Source organism: Pseudomonas sp. LFS044 (assembly GCF_047978245.1).
Classification (GTDB): Bacteria; Pseudomonadota; Gammaproteobacteria; order Pseudomonadales; family Pseudomonadaceae; genus Aquipseudomonas.
Genome location: NZ_JBFPFX010000058.1, coordinates 1 through 4,382, shown reverse-complemented (window position 1 = coordinate 4,382; position 4,382 = coordinate 1). Strand labels below are relative to the sequence as shown.

At 63.9% G+C, this 4,382-nt stretch carries 4 protein-coding genes; 1 reads left to right on the top strand and 3 read right to left on the bottom strand.

Features of this window, described 5'->3' with window-relative positions; genetic code table 11:
• Positions 1-86: 86 nt before the first annotated feature.
• Together ACNQPL_RS26550 and ACNQPL_RS26545 are read right to left on the bottom strand one after the other, a co-directional pair.
• A complete protein-coding gene (locus ACNQPL_RS26550; protein WP_416468379.1) occupies positions 87-1,157 on the bottom strand; it encodes an AI-2E family transporter in 1,071 nt (356 codons plus the stop codon).
• 19 nt (positions 1,158-1,176) lie between these two features.
• Entirely contained in the window at positions 1,177-1,416 is a 240-nt protein-coding gene (locus ACNQPL_RS26545) for a sulfurtransferase TusA family protein (protein ID WP_012273752.1), read from the bottom strand.
• Between the two features lie 120 nt (positions 1,417-1,536).
• Between ACNQPL_RS26545 and ACNQPL_RS26540 the strand changes: the two genes are divergently transcribed.
• The gene (locus ACNQPL_RS26540) at positions 1,537-2,973 is read left to right on the top strand and encodes a M48 family metalloprotease (protein ID WP_346611718.1); all 1,437 of its coding nucleotides are present in this window, start codon (positions 1,537-1,539) and stop codon (positions 2,971-2,973) included.
• Between the two features lie 90 nt (positions 2,974-3,063).
• On the opposite strand, the gene nadA is transcribed toward ACNQPL_RS26540, so the two are convergent.
• Positions 3,064-4,122, bottom strand: a complete 1,059-nt coding sequence (gene nadA, locus ACNQPL_RS26535) for a quinolinate synthase NadA (protein WP_346611719.1) — start codon at positions 4,120-4,122, stop codon at positions 3,064-3,066.
• Between the last annotated feature and the right edge of the window lie 260 nt (positions 4,123-4,382).

Below are 4,382 nucleotides of genomic sequence, written 5' to 3'. Positions count from 1 at the left end.
AGCCGGCTCCCATACTGTTCGGTGTTGCACCGCGGTTGTGGGAGCCGGCTTGCCGGCGATGGGGCGCAAAGCGGCCCCGGTTTCATTCAGAGAATCGGTGAAACACTCGGTTCCTGCCGCGGCCAGGCATCCAGCACCGCCTTGATCAACGTCGCCAGCGGGATGGCGAAGAAGATCCCCCAGAAGCCCCACAACCCGCCGAACAGCAACACCGCGCAGATGATCGCCACCGGGTGCAGGCTCACTGCCTCGGAGAACAGCAGCGGCACCAGCACGTTGCCATCCAGCGCCTGGATGATCGCGTACACCGTCATCAGGTAGATGAACTGGTCACCCCAGCCCCACTGGAACAGCGCGATCAGCGTCACCGGCACGGTCACCACCACCGCCCCTACATACGGCACCACCACCGACAGCCCCACCAACAGTGCCAGCAGCGCGGCATAGTTGAGCCCCAGGCTGATGAAGGCAATGTAGGTGGCAATCCCGCAGATCAGGATCTCGATGCCCTTGCCGCGGATGTAGTTGGCAATCTGCCGGTTCATCTCGCTGCCCACCCTGTTGAGCAACGTGCGCTGGCGCGGTAGGTAACCGCTGACCCAGCGGCCGATCAACTCGCGGTCCTTGAGGAAGAAGAACACCAGGATCGGCACCAGCACCAGGTAGATCATGGCGCTCACCAGCAGCGGCAGGCTCGACAGCGAGAAGGTCAGCGCCCACTGGCCAAACTTGCCGATCTCGCCACGCACCGACTCGATGGCATGCAGCACCTGCTCGTCCGACACCAGGTGCGGGTAGCGCTCGGGCAGCAGCAACAGCAACGACTGCCATTTGCCGAGCATGCCTGGCAGTTCGTTGAACAGGGTGATCAGCTGATGCCAGAGCAGCGGCACCAGCACCAGCAGGAACACCGCCAGCGCCCCCATGAACAGGGTGAACACCAGCACCACGGCCATCCGCGTCGGCACCCGAATACGCTCCAGGGCATTGACCAGCCCCTGCATCAGAAACGCCAGCACCATACCGGCCAGCACCGGCGCGAGCATGCCGCCGAGGGTAAGCACCGCGGTAAAGGCCAGGAACAGCAGGACCGCCAACACCACGGCTTCCTCATCGGAGAAGTAGCGGTGTATCCAGTCGCGAAGCACTTTGAACATTGACGATCCTTGGTTGGACTCAGGCCTTGCGCAGCCAGTAGGTATAGGTGCCGGCCTCGGCCGTTTCCTGCAGCAGCGTATGACCGGCCAGCTGGGCGAAAGTGCGGAAGTCGCGCTGGGAGCCGGCATCGGTGGCGATCACCTTGAGCACCGCGCCACTGGCCAGGCGGTTGAGTTCCATCTTCGCCTTGAGCAGCGGCAGCGGGCAGTTCAGCCCGCTGGCGTCGAGTTCGGCGTCGCAGGTCAGGGTGTCACTCATCAGGGGTTCTCCACGCGTGGGGCAGACGTCTTTGGTAACAGGGCAGCTAGGATACCGCCACTGGTCGTCTACGTGCGAGCGGGCTACAGTAGGCGCTTTGACCCGACGCGAGCTTCGTGCATGAATCTACTGCGCCCTACCCTGCTGACGCTGGCCTGCCTGATGGCCCTCCCCGGCCATGCTGACGACCTGCCATCACTGGGCGACGCCAGTTCTGCGATCGTCTCGCCGCAACAGGAGCACCAGCTCGGGCGCGCCTGGCTCAGCCTGCTGCGCGGCCAGGTCAACCAGTTGAACGACCCGCAGCTCAAGGACTACGTCGAAACCACCGTGTACCGGTTGGCCGAAACCAGCCAGCTGCAGGACCGGCGCCTGGAATTCATCCTCATCGACAGCCGTGAACTCAACGCTTTCGCAGCGCCCGGCGGCATCGTCGGGGTCAACGGTGGGCTGTTCCTCAATGCCCGCACCGAAGGCGAGTATGCCTCGGTGCTGGCGCACGAACTGGCGCACTTGTCGCAACGCCACTTCGCCCGCGGCGTCGAGGCCCAGCAACGCATGCAGCTGCCGATGATGGCGGCTTTGCTCGCGGGTATCGTGCTGGCTGCCGGCGGCGCTGGCGATGCGGGTATCGGCATGATTGCCGGCACCCAGGCGGCGGCCATCCAGGAACAGCGGCGCTTCTCGCGGCAGAACGAACAGGAGGCCGACCGCATCGGCATCCAGAACCTGGAAAAGGCCGGTTACGACCCTCGCAACATGCCCACCATGTTCGAACGCCTGGCGCAGCAGTACCGCTACGGCGCCAAGCCGCCGGAGTTTCTGCTGACTCACCCGGTGACCGAATCACGTATTGCCGACACCCGCAACCGTGCCGAGCAGGCGCCCAAGGGCGGCGTCGAGGACAGCCAGCGCTACCAGCTGATTCGCGCTCGCGTGGCCCTTACCTATGAAGAAACGCCAGGCCTGGCCGCCAAGCGCTTTCGCACCCAGCTCGATGACGACCCTAAACTCGACCCTGCACGCTACGGCCTGGCCCTGGCGCAGATCAAGGGTGGCCAGCTGAACGAAGCGCGCGAAAACCTCAAGCCGTTGTTGGCGAAGGCCCCCAACGACATCACCTACAACCTGGCGCAGATCGACCTGGACATCACCAACAACCGCCTGGCAGACGCCCAGCAACGGGCCGAGCGCATGCAGGGCTTGTATCCGGGCAACTACCCGCTGAAACAGGTCCGCGCCGATTTGCTGGTCAAGCAGAACAAGCCCGCCGAGGCCGAAAAGGTGTTGAACGACCTGCTCAAGAGCCGGCCGGATGACCCGGACGTGTGGTACGACATGGCCGAGGTGCGGGGGTTGTCGGGCAATACCATTGGCCTGCACCGTGCGCGTGCCGAGTACTTCACCTTGGTTGGGGATTTTGACCAGGCGATCCAGCAGCTGGATTACGCCAAGCGCCGCGCGGGCAGCAACTTCCCGCTGGCATCACAGATCGACCAGCGCCAGCGCGAGATCCTGGAGCAGCAGCGGATGGTCAGGGAAATGATGGGGCGTTAAGGGCCCTTCGCGGGCAAGCCCGCTCCCACAGGGACCGCGTGATACCTGTAGGAGCGGTCTTGCCCGCGAAGACGTCGACGCGGACCAACGTCAGGCGTTACCAGACAACTTCAGCCGAGCCGCCTGGGTAAAGTCCAGCATCCGGTTCAAAGGCTTGATCGCCTTCGGCACCAGCGCCGGGTCGACAAAGATTTCATTGGTCCCTTTACGCAGGCAATCCAGCACCCGCTCCAGGGTATTCATCGCCATCCATGGGCAGTGCGCACAGCTGCGGCACGCCGCGCCGTTGCCGGCGGTCGGGGCTTCGACGAATTCCTTGTCCGGGCACAGCTGCTGCATCTTGTAGAAGATGCCGCGGTCGGTGGCAACGATGAAGGTCTTGTTCGGCAGCGTCTGCGCGGCTTTGATCAGCTGGCTGGTGGAGCCCACCGCATCGGCCAGGTCGATCACCGACTCCGGGGATTCGGGGTGGACCAGGATGGCGGCATCCGGGTACAGCGCTTTCATGTCGGCCAACTGGCGCGACTTGAACTCTTCGTGGACGATGCAGGCACCGTCCCACAGCAGCATGTCGGCACCGGTCTGCTTCTGGATATAACGGCCCAGGTGCTGGTCCGGGCCCCAGATGATGGTCTCGCCGTTGTCCATCAGGCTTTCGACGATCTCCAGCGCGCAGCTGGAGGTCACCACCCAGTCGGCACGGGCTTTTACCGCCGCTGAGGTGTTGGCATAGACCACGACGGTGCGCTCGGGGTGTTGGTCGCAGAAGGCCGAGAACTCTTCGACCGGGCAACCCAGGTCAAGCGAGCAGGTAGCCTCCAGCGTCGGCATCAGCACGCGCTTTTCGGGGGTGAGGATCTTGGCGGTTTCGCCCATGAAGCGCACACCGGCGACGATTACCGTCTCGGCGGGGTGGTTCTTGCCGAAGCGGGCCATTTCCAGCGAGTCGGACACGCAGCCGCCGGTCTCTTCGGCCAGCGCCTGGATTACCGGGTCACAGTAGTAGTGGGCAACCAGCACGGCGTTCTGCGCCTTCAGCTCGGCAGCGATGGCCGCACGGTATTCGGCCTCCTGCTCGGCTGTCAGCGGGTTGGGCTGCTTGGCGTCGAGGTGGGCCTGTACCAACAGGCGTTCGGAAATCTGGGTCATGATCGCTGGACCTGCAGGCGCGCGTGCGCATCAAATCGAGTGTATCACCCGGCCCTGGCAGATCGGCTAAGGGTGCCGGACGGCAGGCATGCCGCCACGGCCCTCTGCGGGCGCGGATTATTATCGGACGCCGAAGGCTACAGACAATCAAGGGATTTCTAAAGCGGTTTTTATGTGGCCTGTACCGGCCTCATCGCCGGCAAGCCGGCTCCCACAGGTACTACACCATTCTCAAGGGCAGTGTTGTACCTGCAGGAGCC